Raw genomic sequence first — 17,957 nt, 5'->3', positions numbered from 1 at the left:
GAGTTATAGGCTTGCCGCACGAGACCGCAGTCGGCGCAGTGTTCGGCGTGACCGCCCAGGGCCGCGGTCCGGCACGCCTCCACCGCGGCCATAACCCGGCGCTTGGGGCAGTGACGGTTGCGGCAGGAGTTATAGGCTTGCCGCACGAGACCGCAGTCGGCGCAGTGTTCGGCGTGACCGCCCAGGGCCGCGGTCCGGCACGCCTCCACCGCGGCCATAACCCGGCGCTCGACACGCCCGAGATGGCCGGCATGGTCACGGCGATAATCAGCCCCGTGACGGTGGAATACATCCGCCACTTCCAGATCCGGGCGCATGGCGCGCGGCTCAGCCGGGCGGCGTGATCTCCATGCGGAGTTGGTCAAAAGGACTGGCAGTCCGGCCGATCACAGCCGTTGAGACCTGGGCGTATAGTGTCGTCGTCGCCAGGCTGCGATGGCCCAGCAGCACCTGAATGATCCTTATGTCCGTGCCGGCTTCCAAAAGGTGGGTGGCGAAGCTGTGGCGAAGGGTGTGCACCGTCACCCGCTTCTCAACGCCCAGGAACTCGCAGGCTGCTCGACAGGCGATCCCTAAGGTCTGTGGGTGGATCGGGCCGCGGCCATCGCGCCGAGGAAATAGCCATCGCCCCGGCTTGGTCAACCGCCAATAGACGCGCAAAATCTCTAGCAGCTGCGGCGACAGCATCACATAGCGGTCCTTGCCGCCCTTGCCCTGCTCGATGCGAATGATCATCCGGCTGCTATCGATGTCCGTCACCTGCAGACGCGCCGCCTCCGCGGCGCGTAAGCCCACCGCATAGGTGGTCATCAGAGCGACCCGGTTCCTCGTCCCCTTCACGGCCTGCAGAAAGCCGACCACCTCATCGGCGCTCAGCACGATCGGCAACTTGCGCGGCGTCCGGGCGTAAGCGATCCGCTCAGGCAGATCAGATCGACCCAGCGTCACGCCGTAGAAGAAACGCAAGGCGCAAACGGTCTGGTTCAACGCGCCCCACGAGACCCTTCGGCCCACCAAGTGGGCCTGATAGGCGCGCACCTCTTCGTATCCCAGTTGATCGGGTGATCGTCCAAAAAATCGACTGAACTTCGCCACGTGATGCACGTAGGTTCGCTGGGTCTCCGGTGACAAATTGCGGATCGTCAGATCTTCAATCATCCGCTGACGCAGAGGGCTTATCTGGGCCATGGGGTTCTCCTGTCTGGAAGGTTGGCTCGACACCAAATCTTCTCAGACGGGGGCCTCCTCAGGCCAGACCCGCGCATCAGCTACCGCGGCAGCGGTTTAGTTGTGTGCCCAGCATGTTCAACCGCTTGGGGGTGAAAGTCCCCTAGCCAACCTGATGGAGGTGAAGGCTTAGCAAAGCGCAAGGGCATTACCGCGAGGTGGTGTCTGAAGGAAGCGTGGAGCAAAACCGCGACCTGACGAACAGAAACCGGATATGAGGCATCCCTGGCCGGACGAGCGGGCAACGTGTCGCGAAGTCCATATCCATCAAAGGGCAGGGCTGTAGATCCGGCAGGTGCGCGGGGAAGGCGATTGAGCTTACCTGGGGAGGCCTGCGTCATGTTCCGACTTCGGAACTGAGGGAACCGCAAGGTGACCTGACCGTGATGCAGGAGTCAGCAGAGGGCGTAGTAGGTGATGCTGTCGGCAAGGCTAGTGAGGCACTCCAAGGCCGAAAGGCGGAGCAAATGGATAGGCCGAGCCGGAAACGATGACCGAAGGCCCGAACGATTGGAAGCGGCAAGTAGGACTGGCAACTCATGAGTGGAAAGCGGCAGAAGACCCAGTATTCACTGGCCCTGGAACCGAGGGACCGGGGTGAAGCCCCTGTCAGCGGTTACCAAGGGGCCGAACCACTCATGGCGAAGTCGGCACCCGAAAGCCCGGCTTGGACGGAACAGCTAATGGAGACGGTATGTAGCCGAGAGAATCTGGGAACAGCGTGGAAACGCGTTCGAAGTAACAAGGGTAGCCCAGGCGTGGATGGGATGACCATCGACGACGCCAAGGGCTACCTGCGTGAGCACTGGCCAAGCATCCGGTCTCGATTGCTTGAGGGAACCTATCAGCCGCAGCCGGTCAAGCGGGTCGAAATCCCCAAGCCGGACGGCGGGGTCAGAAAACTCGGCGTGCCTTGCGTCGTCGACAGACTGATCCAGCAAGCCCTGCTGCAGGTCCTCCAAGAGCAGTGGGACCCGACGTTCTCGGAGCACAGCTACGGCTTCCGCCCGGGACGCTCTGCCCATCAGGCAGTAGCCCAAGCGCAATGCTACATTGCCGAGGGTTACAGCTACGTGGTTGACCTCGACCTCGAAAGATTTTTCGACCGGGTTAATCATGATAGCCTGATGGCGCGCGTCGCCGCCAGGGTGTCCGATAAGCGTGCGCTCAAACTCATCCGTGCATTCCTCAATGCGGGGGTGATGGAGGACGGCCTGGTCCGTCCGGTGGACGAGGGGACCCCGCAAGGCGGCCCGCTCTCGCCCCTCCTAAGCAACCTCCTGCTCGACGATCTCGACAAGGAACTGACCCGACGTGGCCACCGTTTTTGCCGCTACGCCGACGACTGCAACATCTATGTTCGCAGCCGCCGCGCCGGCGAACGGGTCATGGCTTCCGTCAGCCGGTTCCTGACCAAGAAGCTGCGGCTGAAGGTCAACGAGGAAAAGAGCGCGGTGGCGCGACCGGAGGAGCGGAAGTTCCTGGGGTTCAGCATCTCGAATGACGGGAGCGAGCGGCGCATCGCGCCGAAGGCCCTCGACAAATTCAAGACGCTGATCCTGGACATGACACGTCGGACACGGGGGATCAGTCTGCCGCAGTTGATCAAAGAGCTGAAGCCATACCTCATCGGATGGCGCGGTTACTTCGGCTTCTGCCAGACCCCACGGGTGCTTACGAACTTGGAAGCGTGGATCCGCCGAAGACTACGCATGTATCTCTGGCGGCAATGGGGGAACGGGCACAACCGCTTCAAGGAACTGCGCCATCGTGGCGTCCCAAAGTTCAGTTCTGCGGCTGCCGCCGGTTCGCCGACGGGATTCTGGCGCATGTCAGGACACCCGGCGGTCCAACAGGCCCTGCGCAACCACTACTTCGAGTCTCTCGGCCTCCCTCGACTCCATGTCTCTGCCCAAGCTTAATCCGATCGAACCGCCGTGGTACGGACCCGTATGCCCGGTGGTGTGGGAGTTGCGCCTTGCAAGCGCGTTGAAGTCTGCCGTCTGAGATGGCGGCCGCGGCAAAGCCTAGCGAGCAGCGGCGAACCGAGTCTTGCGTGACGTCCGGTAACGGGCGTTGCGAAGCGTAGACAGGGAGGTTGTAGGCCGGAATGAAGTGAACGGGAATATAGCCCCGAAATCGAACGTGATCGGAGTGGCCGACCCTGTCTCTCAAAGGGGAAGGCGGAATCGCGGACCGCGCCAGTGCGAGTGGTCCGAGGTGCTCCCGGGGTTCGTACCGCCAGCATGCAACCAAAGGAATCAACGGGAACAAGGGAGATCCATCCGGTTCAAGCGCAAGCTTGCAGGACCTGACAAGCCGAGGAGGTGAGGAGGGTCCGATGATCGGGTGGAAGTCAGACTGACTGATAGTACTTTGAGGACGGGAGAGCCGGCCACATGGGGAAGCGGTCAGCGGTAGGTGAATTGTTCTTGGGCAACATGGGCTCCATCCAACGGGAGTCACGGCCTTCTATGCAAAGAGAAGATTAGCTGACCATGGAAACGAAACTTGAACAAATAGCAGCGAAAGCTCGGTGTGAGCTGAAGCTCCGTTTTACATCGCTTGCCCATCACATCACGCGCGACCGGGTGCAGAGGAATCTGTTGAAGATTCCGAACCACTCGGCTGCCGGGGTGGATGGTCAGACGGCGAAAGCGGCGAAGGAAAGCTTTGAAGGATGGATTGAGCCAATGCTCCAGTCCGTCCACCGACAGGGGTATCGCGCGCCGGCGGTCCGGCGCGTTTACATCCCGAAGCCCGGCAAGACGGAGCAGCGCCCCATAGGGGTGCCGACGATCGCGGACCGGGCCCTCCAGCGCAGCACAGCCGAGGTGCTGTCGGCCATCTACGAGCAGGACTTCTTGCCCTGTTCCTTTGGCGGACGACCAAAGCTCAGCGCCCACCATGCACTGGCGACCCTCCACGAGGTCATCGCTGGCGGCAAGATCAGTTGGGTGCTGGAGGCGGATTTGAAGAATTTCTTCGGGAGTCTCTCACATGAGTGGGTGCTCCGGTTCGTTGAACATCGAGTCGGGGATCCGCGCCTGATCAGTCTGGTCAGGCGCTGGTTGAAGGCGGGCGTTCTGGAGGACGGTGTGGTCCAATCGAGCGAAGAGGGGACTCCGCAAGGGGGTTCGATCAGCGTGTTGCTCAGCAATGTGTATCTGCATTATGTGCTCGACCTGTGGTTCGAGCGCATAGTGAAAGGCCGGTTGCGGGGCGAAGCCAAACTGGTGCGCTACATCGATGACTTTGTGATCTGTTTCCAATATCGCGAAGATGCCCTCCGCGTTCAGGAAGCCCTACATCAACGGTTGGGGAAGTTTGGCCTCAGCCTGGAGCCGAGCAAGACCAAGTTGGTCGAGTTTGGTCGGTTCGCGCAGCGACACGCGGGCAAGCGCGGCAGAAATCGCCCGGAAACCATCTACTTTCTGGGTCTGACGCTGTACTGCACGCGTAACCGAAAAGGCAACTTCAAGGTTGGGATGCGCACCGAGAAGTCTCGGCTAAAGCGCAGCCTTCTGTCTCTGCGGGAGCTGATGCGGCGAATACGGCATTATAAAATCAGTGATCAGGTAGCGGAAATAAACCGCGTCCTGCGCGGCCACTATGCCTATTACGGCGTCCCGGGAAATCTCCGGTCGCTGAGCAAGGTGTACCAGGTCGTGGAGCGTTACTGGCGCAGAATGCTATGCAGCCGCAGCCGTGATGGCGGTCGCCTCAGTTGGGGCACTTTCAACCAGATCAAAGAACGAAACCCGCTACTGCGACCCAAACTGCGGCTCCCGCATAGGGAACTGCAGGCACTCGCGGTGCTGTGAACCAACTGCCGAAGAGCGTGGTGCGGTAGCTCCGCACGCCACGTTCTGTGGGAACCGGGGGCGGGTGACCGCCTCCGGTGACCCGGTGGGCGGCGTCGCGAGGCGTCCCCCTATCCCGATCAATCATGAACCACGCCTCACTGGAATCCCTCGCGATTCAAACTGAACGTCCGACGCTCTAGACTAATTCAGAACAGCCACGGTTTGCAGATCTCGCTTTGCGTCGCACAATTGCAAAATCCAGATTCTGGTCCATAGCATTGCCGACGGGTCAGGGCTGGCAGATTTCCATACCTTTACGACAGGACAGAACGCACAAAGCGAGCTTGCGCCCCATCCACCTGGGATACCGCTTAGTTTTTCAGATAATAGTGCCACGGTAAGGTCAACGCCCGCTGACGGAAAAGCAGGTTTAGCCTCCCATATCAGAGCGATTAATCACATCCGCCGAGCGCGCAAGGCGCTCGGGGCCGTGCCGAAGCAATCGCGGAACCGTTTTGTGAAATGCGATGGTGAGACAAAGCCGCACGAAAGCGCTATTTCCAGTAGAGGTATGTCAGTCTGCTCAATTAGGCGTTTAGCCCCCTCCAGCCTCACACGAAGGTAATACCGCATAGGTGAGCAGGAGACGTAGCGCTGGAACAACCGTTCAATTTGACGCTGGGAAAGTCCGACACGTTTGCCAACGTCGCAAAGCGGAAGCGGATCTTCGATGTGCTGTGACATCAAGCGGATGGCTTCAGCAACTTTTTTGCTTGCACCAACGTACTGCGCGTCGATCGCGCATTGCCTATCGGAACCAGAGCGCCACTGGACCGCAGTGGTATGGCGGCAAACGGCCGATGCGTTATGATTCCCAAGATAATTGGTAATCAGTTCCATCGCCAGACTGAAGGACGCAAATTCGCCCGCGCAGGTGACGAGGCCTCTATCCCGTACAAATAAGCTATCCGTGACGTGCAGGCGTTCGAAAGTCGCAGAGAGTGCTTCGAGCTTGTCCCAATGAATCGTGCAGCGGGTGTCGTTCAGTATGCCGCTCTCTGCCAGGAGCCAGGTTGCCGTGCCAAGCGCTAAAATCGGAACCTGGTGTCGTCTGCATGTGCGCAGAACGCTGAATAGCGATGCCGATGCGTGCTTCTGGACGTTATCACCAGCGCAGATGATCACCATATCCGGCCCGCGCCCGCTCCCCAGTTCTTTTACCACGCCGGTAAAGTCTCGGCTGACTGAAATGACTATGCCGCTGGCGCAAGTGACCGGCCTGCCATCCGGACTGGACAGCATCCACTCGAAGAAGGGGCGGCCCGATTTCGAATTGGCTAGTCGGAGTGGGTCGATGAATGAAGACAGGCTCAGTTGCGAAAATTCGGGTAGAAGAAGAACGGCTAGGCGACAACCAGCATAAGTGTCGCGAGGATCGGTGATGTCCTGTCCATCGCCTTGGACAAGCGAGCGCGAGTCGACGGTAGTTGGAACGAGAGCGTTCATTCAGCACCGGTAGGTCGCTATCGAAGTTGCCGAAGTCCCGCGGATCCGCCGCACTCCCGAATCGGAATCCTTCGGCAGTCCGAAAAAGACCGCTTGAGGTCGTCCTCGGGTTTGTCGCCCCGCGATTTGTGATTTAGGGTCCACATGCCTGTCCATCGTGGCCGCTTTCTGGAAGACCGCCACAGCAAATATATTGCGCCCCATTCGGCGCCGCAGCGTTTGGTAAGGATCGGACTACGCCAGAACCGCTCGACCATTCTGAGGTCAATGGCCGGGGCCCTCACTCGCACTTCTTGGCCGATGACCGGCACCATTGCGCCGCCTTTCGAAGTAGCGCCTGGTTTCGAGCGTTTGTTGCACGGCATTATTGGCTCCAACGATCGCAGATCATCGCGAAACGGATCTGAGCAAACAATCCAAAAAAGAATTGCGCCCGTGCGTAACTTCTGGTTACGCGGTGGCAGATCGGCCATGGGCGCGTGTATGGCCTACAACTGGGACACGGAGCAACAAAATGAAAGGTGGAGCCAGTGCTGAGCTTTGCATCACGTGACCTGCTCTATTCTACTGAGAGTGAGGTTACCGGCGGCATGGCCCCAGCAGAATTCGTGAAGCACATAAGCTCGAAACAAACCCAAAGCTCGGGAGCGCATCTGCAGGTGGTGGAGAGCCGACGCATAACTTAGTGTACGCAATGGCTTGATCTTGCCCTTTCCCACCGCGACATCGAGCCGAGCCAGCGGGTTGGCGCGTCGCGGGTTGGTCGCAAGTTTCCGCCAGAGGGCACCCCTCCTTTGAGCTCTTCTTCCGTTTAACACTTCTCGACCACGAGCCGGATGATGAACATGCCCGCGTCTGGGACCCTAATGACCGCGACAACTGCTGAAATTGCGACGACTTGCTTTAACGGGTAAGTATGTTTTTACAGCCGTCTTCACAATTCACAACGAACTGAGCAGCAGGAGTGGCCTGCTCCAGGTCGCAAGCGAAGCGAACCAGGGTCGCCTCGTCGCCGAAGCGAGCGACGATCTGGATACCGATGGGCAGGCCTTCGCCGTCATGGAAGAGCGGCAGCGTGACCGAGGGTTGACCGGTAACGTTGAAGACCCCCAAGTATTGATAGAGGGACTGGTAGGTATCGCGGAACTGGTCGAGCGAGACGCCTTCGCTGAGCGTGGTCTTGATGCTGTGGGGAAGCGCCGTGCACGGCATGCTGGGCGTCAGCAGGATGTCGAAGCCCTTGGTCGCCTCGCCCACATCGGCGCGGACCTTGCGCATCGCCTCGAATACTTCCCGTGCATATGAGAGCGGCATTTGCTGGGCCGCCGGGGGCCGCCAGCGACCGGCGCTGTCGCCAACCAATCGGCCGAAGGTCCCTAAAGCTTGGCGCCATCATGGTGGAGGCCAAGCACGAAACGCTCGGGTGCCCGAAGGAATATCGGGCCGTGTTGCAGACGAACCATAATCCACTGATCCGGCCGTGAGGCCGAGCTCGCCGGGAGGGGCCGGCCTGATCAGCGATCCAACGTCGTCAGCTGCGCCACTCCCAAATAACACGATCTGGCGATCTGGCCGGTCCGGCGCAACTGCGTTGCGCAACCAGCGATGGCCAGCTCGCTGGGCTCGCCGAAGGTTCTTTGGAAACGAAAGTCTCAGCGTAACCCGACGTTACGCGACGGGCAATTCTTATATTGTTGTTTAGTCCCAGCCGATCCGCGATCATGAGGGCCATTGGAGCTCGTACCATCGTGCAAGAAACACTCGAAGCCAACAATCTTACATCGAAGCCGCGGCGCGGCGGGGCCGCTTCCCGGCGAGAAGCACGACTGCGAGGCCCAGTGATTTACCTTCCTACCGCCGTGCGCAACATCCCGACATACGAAGTGCTTGCGCAGGACGGGATCGAGGCCATTGACGATCATGCGATGAATATCCTCGAGACGATTGGAATAGAATTTCGTGACGACGCCTCTGCTGCCATCTGGCGGCAGGCTGGAGCCGAGGTTACCGGGCACCGCGTGCGCATTGCCCGCGAACTTATCCGTAAGTTGATCGCGACTGTTCCCGCTGAGTTTGACTATCATGCCCGCAACTCCGACCGTACAGTCAGGGTCGGCGGACGCAACATGATCTTTGGCCCCGCGAACGGCTCGCCAAATCTGATTGATCTCGACGGTGTCCGGCGGCAAGCGACCGCCGAGGATATGCGCACGCTGATGAAGCTGCACCATGTCAACCCGGCGATCCACTACAACGGCGGCTACACGCTTGAGCCGATGGATATCGCGGTGCCGCACCGACACTTGCACATGGTGGAATCCTCGTTCCTCGCCACCGACAAGCCTATCATGGGCTCGTCTCAGTCCGAGTACCAGGCGCAAGACAGTCTGGACATGGCGAAGATCGTTTTCGGCGAGGAATTCGTGGACGAGAACGTTGTCATGACCGCGTTCCTCAACTGCAACTCGCCGCTCGTTTGGGACCAAACGCAGCTTGAATCGCTGCGCTTGTATGCGGCTCACAACCAGGCGCTTCTGCTTTCGCCTTTTGTACTTTATGGCGCTTCCACGCCTGTGCACGTGCTCGCCGCAACGGCGCAGATAGTGGCTGAGGTCCTTGCTGGTGTGGCTTTCAGCCAAATCATCCGGCCCGGATGTCGTGCGCTAATGGGCGTGGCGCCGATGGGCGTTTACATGAAGAGCGGTTCGCCAACATTCGGTTCGCCGGAGGTGGCGCTTGCCATGTTCATATTTGGGCAGATGGCCAGATTCTACGGCATCCCGTGGCGGACGAATGGCGCGAAATCCGGATCGAAAGGCGATGACCTTTATGCTGGTTACGATTCCATTCTGAAAGTTTATCCTGCGATCCTTGGCGGTTGTAATCTCCTGACCCATTGCGGCGGGACGATCGAAGGATCGCTCTGCATCTCCATGGGTAAGCTTGGCGCCGACGGGCAGCAGATGCAGAACTTCTACACGATGCTGAAGGGAGTTGATTGGGCCGACATGGATATCGCGCTCGCTTCCCTCGCAAAGGTAGGACCGGGCGGGCATTTCTTTGACGAGGACTACACGCGCGAAAATCTCCCGTTCCTCGACGAAATTCAAGACAATGAAAGGTTCGAGACGTGGGTTGCAACGGGCAGCAAGGATGCCGGGACGCGCGGGCGCGAATGGTGCCGCAAGATGCTGAACAAATACGAGGAGGAGCCACCGGCTCTTGATCCCTCGATACGCGAGGCGCTGCGGGACTTCGTCGAGCGTCGCGAGCGAGAGATTTCTAACTAGCTGGAATGCGGACCGGAGCGGGGGTCACGAAACAGCTTTGTCAGTGCCCCAACACCATCGGGTGACGAATGAATAGATCTTCGGCACGTGTAAAGGTGCGGGGCGATCAGGCGAATATGTATCCAGAAAGATGAGCAGAGCTTAAAGAGGGGTTTTCGCCTGCCTTCGGAATAGATCACAGAAATGGTTGGCATTTGACTAACTCCCAAGGCTTCACCCGAAGCCTAGTCGGTGCCTCGTCAAGCGCGGGGTACCGACCTCCTCTGAACTAAACACTGAGATGGACTCGACATGGCTGACGAAGATATCATCCTCTCCGAGCTTTCCGATGAGGAACTTGTGCAGCAAATGCATGACGATCTCTATGACGGGCTGAAGGAAGAGATAGAGGAAAGCACCAACATCCTTCTGGAGCGAGGCTGGGCGCCCTACAAGGTGCTGACGGAAGCGCTTGTCGAAGGGATGCGCATCGTTGGCGAAGATTTTCGCGACGGCATCCTGTTCGTCCCCGAGGTGCTGCTTTCGGCAAACGCCATGAAGGCCGGCATGTTCATCCTGCGCCCGCTGCTCGCCGCCACCGGCGCGCCGAAGCAGGGCAAGATGGTCATCGGCACAGTCAAGGGCGACATCCACGACATCGGCAAGAACCTCGTCGGCATGATGATGGAGGGTGCGGGCTTTGACGTCATCGACATCGGTATCAACAATGCGGTCGAGAAATACCTAGTGGCGATCGAGGAGCATCAGCCTGACATCATTGGCATGTCAGCGCTGCTCACAACCACCATGCCCTACATGAAGGTCGTCATCGACACGATGAAGGAGAAGGGCATCCGCGACGACTATATCGTGCTGGTCGGCGGGGCGCCGCTCAACGAGGAGTTTGGCAAGGCCGTTGGCGCCGACGCCTATTGCCGCGACGCGGCGGTGGCAGTGGAGACCGCCAAGGACTTCATGAAGCGCAAGCACAACTCACATAGCTGATGGTTGCGACGCCGACCCTGTAAGACGCTGGGTCAACGCGGCCGCTCGATGTTTATCACCAGTAATAATGAACTTGTGAATGCGTCATTTTCAGTGGGGGACTTGCGGGCATGGTGAGATGCAACCCCAGCCGACAGGTGTCATCCTTGTACATCCAACAGCAATTGCGACGTAGAGCCCGACACGCTCTGCATGAGGTTAACGGCGTCGGAAGGCTCCCGCCGCGTGCGCGGCGGGAGTGCGGCCTTTTGCGTGCAGAAGCCGGTCGCCCAATCGCGCAAGACGTCGGTCTGCCTCCGGGTAACCGCGCTGGCAGCCGATTGCGAAATGGAAAGGCTGAACCGGTATGACCAATTCGCGTGCCCCTACGGCCGACGAAAATCCTGCTGGCATCGACTTGGCACTGAAGCCCCCGCCAGGCTACTCCTCGCTTGGCCGGCTCGAGCGTACCTTGCGGCGCGGCGAATTCGCGGTGACGACGGAGCTCAACCCTCCGGACAGCGCCAACCCGCTGGACGTCTACGAGCGGGCGGCGATCTTCGACGGCTGGGTCGACGCGATCAATGCGGTCGACGCGTCGGGCGCCAACTGCCACATGTCCTCGGTGGGCATCTGCGCGCTGCTGACCCGCATGGGCTACGCGCCGATCATGCAGATCGCCTGCCGCGACAAGAACCGCATCGCCATCCAGGGCGACGTGCTCGGCGGCGCTGCCATGGGCGTCGCCAACATGCTCTGCCTGACCGGCGACGGCGTCCAGGCCGGCGATCAGCCAGGCGCTAAGCCGGTGTTCGATCTCGACTGCATGTCGCTGCTCGAAACCATCCGCATCATGCGCGACAACGGCAAATTCCTTTCCGGGCGCAAGCTGATGACGCCGCCGCAGGTCTTTCTCGGCGCGGCGATCAACCCGTTTGCGCCGCCCTATGATTTCCGCCCCTACCGGCTGGGCAAGAAGATCGCCGCCGGCGCGCAGTTCGTGCAGAGCCAGTACTGCTTCGACGTGCCGATGTTCCGCACCTACATGCAGAAGGTCCGCGATCTCGGCTACACCGAGAAATGCTTCATCCTGTGTGGCGTTGGGCCGCTGGCCTCGGCCAAGACGGCCAAATGGATCCGCTCCAACGTGCCGGGCATCCACATTCCCGACGCGATCATCAAGCGCCTGGAGGGCGCCCAGGATCAGAAGAAGGAAGGCAAGCAGCTCTGCATCGACATCATCAATGAGGTGAAGGAAATTCCCGGTGTGTCCGGTGTCCATGTGATGGCCTATCGCCAGGAAGAGTACGTCGCTGAGATCGTGGATGAATCGGGCGTGCTGAAGGGCCGCCAGCCATGGAAGCGCGAAATCCGCCGCGACGACCAGATCGTGGCCGACCGTCCCGCCCACCTGATCCAGGCCTAAGCGGTCCTCCTCCCAGCTGATCGCGGACGACCAGGGGCAGCAGCGCGCGCTTGACTTCAAACCGCAGAATAGAGAAGCCAATCGGTCAAGACCACGGAAAGCGGCGGAATTCGTGGCTTCGACGCGGGAAAGAAGATCAACGGGCGCAAGCGTCACATCGTGGTCGACACCATCGGCCTGATGGTCTGTTTCATCGTCCACGCCGCCGATATCCAGGACCGGGACGGCGCACCGGCTGCCCTAAACCATTCCGAACGCTGGCCGTGGCTGCGACACGTCTTCGCCGACGGCGGCTATGCCGGGCTGAAGCTTAAGGGCGCGATGCAAAAGATCGGCACGTTCACCCTGGAGATCGTCAAGCGGACGGAGAAGCCAAAGGCTTCGAGTTTCTGCCGCGCCACATCCGCATGGCTGGGGTGATGCCGCAGGCTGGCCAAGGACTGGTAGAAATCTATCGCTTCGGCAGAAGCCTGGATATACGTCGCCCACAATCGCCCGCTCAGACGCAGGCTCTCGCAAGAGCTTGGTGTCAAAACATTCTTTTTGATTCAGGCTCTTAGCTCGGCTTTGCCCATTATGCTGGATAGCAGAGTGCCTGGGCCATACGGATGAGGCGGGCGGGCGGGATTTTGTGTTGGTCTGGGGGGCTGGCTGACCGTGGACAAATGTCTCCGATCCAGAGTTGCATGCGGATGGCGGCGATGGCGTCGCTGAATGTGAGCCGGGTCTTGGTGTACCACGCCGCGGCGTAGGGTGCGGAGCCCTTGGCGAGCAGGTCGTCTGCCCACAATGTGACGAGGGAGTAGAGGCCGAGCAATGCAGGAGTGGTTCGCAGGATGGCCAGGTCGGACCATTGACGTTGTGTCTCGACGTCGAGATGCGCGCGCACTTCGGCGAAGGTGACCTCGACCTGCCAACGCCGGACGAAGAAGGCAAGTATGTCCTCTGGCGAGAGATCGAGATCGGTACTGAAGAAGGCTTGGACTGTGCGCGCGCCACTGGGGTCTCGAACGAGGACCCATCTCAGCGGCACGATCTTGCTGCCGGGGCGATACCACATGCCGGTTCCCGACGTGATGTCCAGTTCACAGCGCTCGTCACCGTACCATTCGGAGGCGACAATCCTGCGCCAGACGGTCGTGCTGGCTTCGGCGACGGCCTTGAGCTTGGGCAAGGGCCGGCCCTTGCTGGCCGGCCTGCCAAGCGTGCGTGGCCCGCGCGCCGGTGGCGGTGCGTAGAGGTTGGCATCAAGACGCAGGCGACTGACGACGGTGCATCGATGGCGCACGGCGGCGAGCAGATCGAGAACGGCAAAGCCGTTGTCGCCAACGAACACGACGCGGCGGTCCGGCAGCCAGCGGCAAGTCTGGAGAATGCCTTGCCCTGCCCAATCCGTCGGACGCTTGTGGGGTTTCCCACGCCTGCGATTGCATCTTTCGGATGGAGCGAGCACCGACAAGAAGGGCAGCGTCTTGGTGCGGCCAGCCCAGGCGACGGGGCACAGCACCATGAAGCTCAACCATAGTAGGCCGCTGGTCTTCACAAGTGCGCATGGCTGGAGCGGACGGGATCCCGGTAGATGCCACGGGCGGGGATCTTCGGACCCCAGCGTCGCTCAATGGTGTCGTCGACGCCGATCACCACCGGCCCGGCAGGCACGAGACGGTCGACAATCAGCGACAGAAGCCGACGAGCAATGGCGCGCCCGCTCCAGCGCGCGCGGTTCAGAAGCTGATGGTAGCAGGTGAAGTTCGAGGCCTCCCGGCCGCCGGTGATGCGTAGCGCCGCCGTCACGGTCCGTTTGCCAGGCGCCAGCAACGCGCCCATCAGCAAGATTAGAACATGCTCCCAGACAGGAGCCGTGAAGAAGCGGCGGAAGGGCTGCAGCCATGTTTGCAGAATATCCGGAGCGCGGTCGCCGGCGGCGGTGATGTGTGAAGATGTCATCCGCCTTGTCGAATCCGTCAGCCGACAGCGCGCAACACCGTCGGGTGCGGCATTTCGATTCACCCCCACTCCTGCGACGGGCGAGGCACCGCACTATATGGTCGCGCCATGCCAGGCCAGGACGACATCATCGCTCGCATCGAACGCTTCAAGGAAAGCCGGGGCGGCGGCGTGGTCGTCGAGGGCCGCAAAGGCGGTTACACGCTCTTGCTCGAGGAAACGGGCGCCCCTATCGCACGTCTCAAGCCCGTCGACCAAGGCGGTCGCATGCGCGTCCTGTACTGGTCCTATCGGGAGCGCTGGGATGATGTCGGGCCGTTCGGCGGCATCATCCTGCCCCTCGACAAAGCCCTCGAATTCGTCGCGCGCGAGCCTCTCTTCTGGAACTGGGCCTGAACGCGAAAAGCCGCAACGCCTGACCCCAATTTTGGGCAAAGTCGAGCTTAGAGATTGGCTCACCCAACGGGACCAACACCTGAGTTCGAAGCGGCGGGCTCAATGCTGCTCTGTGCCACATCGTGTCCTCGGTCCCATGTGGCTCGTCAGGTTGTCCATCACCGCGCGCTTCTAGCCTCTGATCGAAATGCTCGCCATTCAGGCGACCGATGTCAGAGTCGGGCAATTTTCGACGAAGAGAGGGTACCAATAGCGATCGGCTCGGGCTTGAGGCAGCGCATTCGCGTCGGCGAATCCGTGCGTGCCGCTGGCGACGCCACCAGCCGCGAGCTGGTCCGGGCACTGGTCGTCGTCGCGCGGAGGAGACCTTCGGTCACGATCCTGGAAGGGATGGAAACTCTGCGCCTAATCGTAGTAGACGGTGCAATTCACGGCGCGCTCGCGGTCGCAAGCGGATTGCCCGCCGTCGGTAGTGTGTCGCCGACAAAATTGGAGTTGGCGCCGGCGAAGAAACTGAGCGACTGTATCTCGTGTTCATGCAAGTGCGTCCGGCCCGCTCCTGATCGAAAACCCATCACATTACGTCATGCTGTTCACGGTGGTTGCCTGCCGAAAACGAGCAGCAGTATGGAGAGGGCCGGCGAAGTGATTGCATTAGTCGCGGAAACCATTGTGCGACGGCGGGCCGGTGCCGCCGGTGGAACGCTTGTTTTCAAAACTTCCGTGAGATGTCTGTGATCGCTACCGGTTCTCACCGGGCGTAATTACGGCCCTAAGCCGAGCTTGGTTCATCTCAAAGCTAGATGCCCCGAATATACAATCTGAATTTGACGTAAGCACGTCCGGCGACTGAAACTCGATTCAGTCTCGGCTTACCGTGGCCAAAATGGCGCGACGCCAAAATTACGCGAGGTAGAATCTTCAGATGCAAGGTGTTGAAATTTTCCGCGGTTTGCAACGCGAGGTAACCGAGTGGCGGCGCCACCTGCATGAAAACCCTGAGCTCGGCTTTCTGGAACACAACACAGCCAAGTTCGTGGCCGAAAAGCTGGCATCTTTCGGCATCAATCATATCGAAACGGGAATATCCGAAACCGGCATCGTCGCGCTGATTCAGGGCGAGGGCGGCGACGGGCCGACGATCGGGCTGAGGGCTGACATGGATGCCCTGCCAGTCATTGAGGCATCAAATAAGCCCTGGTCCTCGAAAAACCCGGGCCTAATGCATGGGTGCGGCCATGACGGTCATACGGCCATGTTGCTTGGCGCCGCGAAACACCTGGCGTCCACGCGCAATTTCAAGGGCTGCGTTGCCTTGATCTTCCAGCCCGCAGAAGAGCTGGAATTCCCGACCGGCGGCTTCAGAATGGTCCAGGAAGGAATCATGGAGCGTTTCGGCATATCCCAGGTTTTTGGTATGCATACCAGGCCGGGCATAGACATCGGTGCGTTCGGCATTCGCCATGGTGCCACCATGGGCTCGCAAGACGACTTCGACATCGTCGTGAAGGGTGCGGGCGGCCATGCGTCTACCCCCCATCGAACTGTCGATCCCGTTACCATTGGAGCACAGATCATCCTTGGTCTGCAAACGTTGGTCTCGCGCAAGACCGACCCCATGGAGTCACTCGTGATCTCCGTCACAAAGTTGAAAGCCTCACAGGCCTACAACCAAATTCCTGATCAGGTTGAAATTTCTGGAACTGTCAGGGCGCTCGCATCTAATCTGCGAGACTTCGCCGAGCGAGAAATGTTAGCCGCTGCCCAGGGCATTGCGCGCGGTTTTGGCGGAGATGTCGATTTTAGATACCTGCGGTCGTGCCCCGTTACCTTTAATCACCCCGAGGAAACCGAAAAGGCGATCACGGCGGCCCGAAGCCTCGTGGGGCACGACTCCGTGGACGACAACATGAAAGTGACTATGGGGGCAGAGGACTTCGCCTACATGTCCGAGGCACGGCCGGGAGCCTACATTTTCATTGGGAATGGAGCAACTGTCCCCACGCACCACCCTGCATATGACTTCAACGACGAAGCCTTGCCTTACGGCATCGGCTACTGGGTTAAGCTGGTCGAGACAATTTTGCCGGCCTGAAGTTTCGCTCGACTTGAAGTCTGTGAGGCGAGGGCCTTCTTTGGACATTTGCTATTGCGCGGTCCGGTTTAGAGTGCGGCAAGGGGCAAACACAGTCATCCAAAACTGGAGTGTACCCGTAGGAGTTGTGGATCAGTTATCTTATGCCTAGGATGGTAGCTGCGAAAGGCTAACGACAGCGAGTTAGTTCCTGGCTGTGTTCTCGAAGCGAGTTGCGACGTAGCAGGTGTTTGTGCTCTGAGAAGCAACATCCGTCAGGTGGCGCTGGGCGTACAGGTGCTTGTCGATAACCATCACCGGCGTCCTTGCCTATGACAGCAACTACGAAGAGGTGGCCGGCAAGGTTCGCTTGGACGTGACTGCGACCGAGGCGCTGTCGTCGATACCGACGGCAATCTCAACGACCCGACCTATGCGATCCCTGCCGGCGACCGCGGCTTCTACAAGCAGTGGGGCGGCAACTGGGCGGTGCGGGGTGGTGCCACCTACACTTTGAACGAGAAAACTGCGTTCAACCTCCACGTGTCGTATGATGAAGCCAAAGAGTTTGGCCTTGCGGCGAACGTAGCCTGCAAGATCGTCCCGGGCCTCACCATCACGGCCGAAGTTGACTGGGCTCATAACGACCATGACAGCAATGGTTTCAATTTTACCGGCATCCCCGCTCGCAAGAGCAACGCTGTCGGCGGTATCCTCCGCTTCCAGCGCTCGTTCTGACGGATCGAAGCATCAACCCATAGCGCCCGTCGCATACGTTTGCGTGCGCTGACTCGCTCGTCCAGCCGGTGTTGGCTGAGCGAGTTACCCAAAAAAGGACCCATCGGCGGCTCGTTCCAAAGTGCTTAGGTCCGCACCTCCGGGATCGAAGCCTGCCGCCGATGCGAAGGGCGCCCTTGACCAGGGCGCCCTTCATCAGAGCGTCGAGCATTCTGACTAAATGAGGGGATTGCCGCGACTACCTGCTGTCAGCAGCCAATGCCCTGCCCAGGGACCAAACCAGTCAGAACGTCTGTCAGCATCGGGTCTCTCGTTAGAATATCCGTGTTGGTCAAGGAATGTGTGATGCCCATTTTCGGTCGACCTGATGAGCGCGTTTTGCGAGGACGACAAGCTTTCGCATGATTGCGGTTATGTCGACTTTTGCAGGTTTTCCGCCTGCTCGGAGGCTCTCGGATTTTGCCTTGAGAGGCTGATTGAATGTGAGCGTGACGAGCACCCCATCTTGCCTGAGGGCTATGCACTGGGGAGATTTGCCGCCTGATTTGCGGCAGCGAGGAGCGCAGGCGCATGGAGTGGGAGGA

The 17,957-nt window shown here is 59.9% G+C and carries 13 protein-coding genes and 3 pseudogenes; 10 read left to right on the top strand and 6 right to left on the bottom strand.

Annotation, left to right across the window (positions count from 1 at the left end):
* Both NKJ94_RS35095 and NKJ94_RS35090 read right to left on the bottom strand, forming a co-directional pair.
* Window positions 1–317 (bottom strand): transposase zinc-binding domain-containing protein (locus tag NKJ94_RS35095; RefSeq protein ID WP_352532085.1); only part of this gene is annotated, 317 nt, incomplete at its 3' end.
* A gap of 10 nt (window positions 318–327) precedes the next feature.
* Window positions 328–1,188, bottom strand: a complete 861-nt coding sequence (locus tag NKJ94_RS35090) for a site-specific integrase (protein WP_352532083.1) — start codon at window positions 1,186–1,188, stop codon at window positions 328–330.
* 578 nt (window positions 1,189–1,766) lie between these two features.
* On the opposite strand from NKJ94_RS35090, the gene ltrA (NKJ94_RS35085) reads away from it, so the two are divergent.
* Window positions 1,767–3,149 (top strand): group II intron reverse transcriptase/maturase, encoded by a 1,383-nt coding sequence (gene ltrA, locus NKJ94_RS35085; protein ID WP_502904246.1) that lies wholly within the window; start codon window positions 1,767–1,769, stop codon window positions 3,147–3,149.
* A gap of 576 nt (window positions 3,150–3,725) precedes the next feature.
* Complete coding sequence (gene ltrA / locus NKJ94_RS35080; RefSeq protein WP_352532079.1) at window positions 3,726–5,051, top strand: group II intron reverse transcriptase/maturase; 1,326 nt, start codon at window positions 3,726–3,728, stop codon at window positions 5,049–5,051.
* Window positions 5,052–5,489: 438 nt separating this feature from the next.
* Here the strand turns inward: ltrA (NKJ94_RS35080) and NKJ94_RS35075 are convergent, their stop codons facing one another.
* Window positions 5,490–6,539: a GlxA family transcriptional regulator gene (locus NKJ94_RS35075; protein ID WP_352532077.1), complete on the bottom strand. Its 1,050-nt coding sequence runs from the start codon at window positions 6,537–6,539 to the stop codon at window positions 5,490–5,492.
* Window positions 6,540–7,442: 903 nt separating this feature from the next.
* Window positions 7,443–7,853 carry an amidase family protein gene (locus NKJ94_RS35070; protein ID WP_352532075.1) on the bottom strand — a complete coding sequence of 137 codons (411 nt, stop codon included), beginning with the start codon at window positions 7,851–7,853 and terminating at the stop codon, window positions 7,443–7,445.
* A gap of 434 nt (window positions 7,854–8,287) precedes the next feature.
* Between NKJ94_RS35070 and NKJ94_RS35065 the strand changes: the two genes are divergently transcribed.
* The 4 genes and pseudogenes from NKJ94_RS35065 to NKJ94_RS35050 form a co-directional block, all read left to right on the top strand.
* Complete coding sequence (locus NKJ94_RS35065; RefSeq protein ID WP_352532073.1) at window positions 8,288–9,829, top strand: trimethylamine methyltransferase family protein; 1,542 nt, start codon at window positions 8,288–8,290, stop codon at window positions 9,827–9,829.
* Between the two features lie 291 nt (window positions 9,830–10,120).
* The gene (locus NKJ94_RS35060; RefSeq protein WP_352532071.1) at window positions 10,121–10,813 is read left to right on the top strand and encodes a cobalamin B12-binding domain-containing protein; all 693 of its coding nucleotides are present in this window, start codon (window positions 10,121–10,123) and stop codon (window positions 10,811–10,813) included.
* A gap of 346 nt (window positions 10,814–11,159) precedes the next feature.
* Complete coding sequence (locus tag NKJ94_RS35055; protein ID WP_352532069.1) at window positions 11,160–12,218, top strand: methylenetetrahydrofolate reductase; 1,059 nt, start codon at window positions 11,160–11,162, stop codon at window positions 12,216–12,218.
* A 75-nt stretch (window positions 12,219–12,293) separates the two neighbouring features.
* Window positions 12,294–12,737 (top strand): annotated as a pseudogene (locus NKJ94_RS35050) (transposase); the annotation flags it as partial.
* 55 nt (window positions 12,738–12,792) lie between these two features.
* Here the strand turns inward: NKJ94_RS35050 and NKJ94_RS35045 are convergent.
* Entirely contained in the window at window positions 12,793–13,761 is a 969-nt protein-coding gene (locus NKJ94_RS35045; protein WP_352532067.1) for an IS701 family transposase, read from the bottom strand.
* Window positions 13,758–14,165, bottom strand: a complete 408-nt coding sequence (locus tag NKJ94_RS35040; RefSeq protein ID WP_352532065.1) for a transposase — start codon at window positions 14,163–14,165, stop codon at window positions 13,758–13,760. Before NKJ94_RS35040 ends, NKJ94_RS35045 begins: the two co-directional genes overlap by 4 nt.
* Window positions 14,166–14,273: 108 nt before the next feature.
* Here NKJ94_RS35040 and NKJ94_RS35035 point away from each other — a divergent pair, with 108 nt between their 5' ends.
* From NKJ94_RS35035 to NKJ94_RS35010, 4 genes and pseudogenes are all read left to right on the top strand, one after another.
* Window positions 14,274–14,561, top strand: coding sequence for a hypothetical protein (locus NKJ94_RS35035; RefSeq protein ID WP_352532063.1), 288 nt, complete (start codon window positions 14,274–14,276; stop codon window positions 14,559–14,561).
* Between the two features lie 236 nt (window positions 14,562–14,797).
* A pseudogene (locus NKJ94_RS35030) lies at window positions 14,798–15,017 on the top strand (L-aspartate oxidase); the annotation flags it as partial.
* A gap of 469 nt (window positions 15,018–15,486) precedes the next feature.
* Window positions 15,487–16,656: a M20 aminoacylase family protein gene (locus tag NKJ94_RS35020; RefSeq protein ID WP_352532061.1), complete on the top strand. Its 1,170-nt coding sequence runs from the start codon at window positions 15,487–15,489 to the stop codon at window positions 16,654–16,656.
* A gap of 292 nt (window positions 16,657–16,948) precedes the next feature.
* A pseudogene (locus tag NKJ94_RS35010) lies at window positions 16,949–17,373 on the top strand (porin); the annotation flags it as partial.
* Window positions 17,374–17,957: the final 584 nt, after the last annotated feature.

The sequence above is a fragment of the Mesorhizobium sp. M0060 genome, from assembly GCF_040323155.1.
In the GTDB taxonomy this organism is placed as follows: Bacteria; Pseudomonadota; Alphaproteobacteria; order Rhizobiales; family Rhizobiaceae; genus Mesorhizobium.
This window is presented reverse-complemented; position numbering and strand designations above follow the sequence as displayed.

What these genes read in the sequence shown, in the direction of transcription:
- NKJ94_RS35090 (WP_352532083.1), bottom strand. Translation starts at nt 1,188, where the DNA reads ATGGCCCAGATAAGCCCTCTGCGTCAGCGGATGATTGAAGATCTGACG.
- ltrA (WP_502904246.1), top strand. Translation starts at nt 1,767, where the DNA reads ATGAGTGGAAAGCGGCAGAAGACCCAGTATTCACTGGCCCTGGAACCG.
- ltrA (WP_352532079.1), top strand. Translation starts at nt 3,726, where the DNA reads ATGGAAACGAAACTTGAACAAATAGCAGCGAAAGCTCGGTGTGAGCTG.
- NKJ94_RS35075 (WP_352532077.1), bottom strand. Translation starts at nt 6,539, where the DNA reads ATGAACGCTCTCGTTCCAACTACCGTCGACTCGCGCTCGCTTGTCCAA.
- NKJ94_RS35070 (WP_352532075.1), bottom strand. Translation starts at nt 7,853, where the DNA reads ATGCCGCTCTCATATGCACGGGAAGTATTCGAGGCGATGCGCAAGGTC.
- NKJ94_RS35060 (WP_352532071.1), top strand. Translation starts at nt 10,121, where the DNA reads ATGGCTGACGAAGATATCATCCTCTCCGAGCTTTCCGATGAGGAACTT.
- NKJ94_RS35055 (WP_352532069.1), top strand. Translation starts at nt 11,160, where the DNA reads ATGACCAATTCGCGTGCCCCTACGGCCGACGAAAATCCTGCTGGCATC.
- NKJ94_RS35040 (WP_352532065.1), bottom strand. Translation starts at nt 14,165, where the DNA reads ATGACATCTTCACACATCACCGCCGCCGGCGACCGCGCTCCGGATATT.
- NKJ94_RS35035 (WP_352532063.1), top strand. Translation starts at nt 14,274, where the DNA reads ATGCCAGGCCAGGACGACATCATCGCTCGCATCGAACGCTTCAAGGAA.
- NKJ94_RS35020 (WP_352532061.1), top strand. Translation starts at nt 15,487, where the DNA reads ATGCAAGGTGTTGAAATTTTCCGCGGTTTGCAACGCGAGGTAACCGAG.